Source organism: Mycobacterium simiae (assembly GCF_008370645.1).
GTDB classification, from domain to species: domain Bacteria; phylum Actinomycetota; class Actinomycetes; order Mycobacteriales; family Mycobacteriaceae; genus Mycobacterium; species Mycobacterium simiae_A.
In genome coordinates, this window is record NZ_VTZN01000409.1 from 1 (window position 1) to 1,092 (window position 1,092).

Genomic DNA, 1,092 nt, shown 5'->3' on the forward strand with positions numbered 1-1,092 from the left:
GTGGAATTGTGGGCTGACCGGATGGCCGGCGCCGTCATGGCGATCGGCAATGCGCCCACCGCCCTGTTCCGGTTGCTGGAGTTGATCGACGAAGGTGTCCCGGCACCGGCTGCGGTGCTGGGCGGGCCGGTCGGCTTTGTCGGCTCGGCCCAATCCAAGCAGGAACTCATCGACCGGCCACGCGGCATGGCGTATCTGGTGGTGCGGGGCCGTCGCGGGGGCAGCGCCATAGCTGCCGCCGCCGTCAACGCGATAGCCTCCGACACCGAATGACCACTCGCGGCACGCTCTGGGGGGTTGGGCTGGGGCCCGGCGACCCGGAATTGGTGACGGTCAAGGCGGCCCGCGTGATCGGCGAGGCCGATGTGGTGGCCTACCACAGCGCCCGCCACGGCCGCAGCATCGCCCGCGGCATCGCCGAACCCTATCTGCGGCCGGGTCAAATCGAGGAGCACCTGATCTACCCGGTGACCACCGAGACGACCGATCATCCCGGCGGCTACGCCGGTGCCCTGGAGGATTTCTACAGCGAGGCGACCCAACGCATCGCCGCGCACCTCGACGCCGGGCGCAACGTGGCGCTGCTGGCCGAGGGCGACCCGCTGTTCTACAGCTCCTACATGCATTTGCACACCCGGCTGACGAAGCGCTTCAACGCCGTGATCGTGCCTGGGGTGACGTCCGTGAGCGCCGCCTCGGCGGCCATCGCAACACCGCTGGTGGCCGGCGACGAGGTGCTGTCGGTGCTGCCGGGAACATTGCCAGTTGCCGAGCTGACGCGGCGGCTCGCTGACTGCGACGCTGCGGTGGTGGTTAAGCTCGGTCGTTCTTATCACAATGTGCGGGAAGCACTTTCGGCATCTGGCCAGCTTGGCGATGCATTCTATGTGGAGCGGGCCAGCACCCCCGGGCAACGCGTGCTGCCCGCCGCCGATGTCGACGAGACCACGGTGCCTTACTTCTCGCTGGCGATGCTCCCAGGCGGCCGCGAGCGTGCCTCGATCACCGGCACCGTCGCGGTAGTAGGTCTGGGCCCCGGCGACACCGATTGGATGACCCCGCAGAGCCGACGCGAGCTGGCCACCGCCACCG

The 1,092-nt window shown here is 68.9% G+C and carries 2 protein-coding genes; both read left to right on the forward strand.

The annotated features are described in order from the left end of the window. Window positions 1–273: precorrin-8X methylmutase (locus tag F0Q45_RS26130; protein ID WP_188113182.1), on the forward strand; the 273-nt coding region annotated here is incomplete at its 5' end. Next, the coding region (locus F0Q45_RS26135) for a precorrin-2 C(20)-methyltransferase (RefSeq protein WP_149656607.1) at window positions 270–1,092 on the forward strand (823 nt) is incomplete at its 3' end. The genes F0Q45_RS26130 and F0Q45_RS26135, both read left to right, overlap by 4 nt.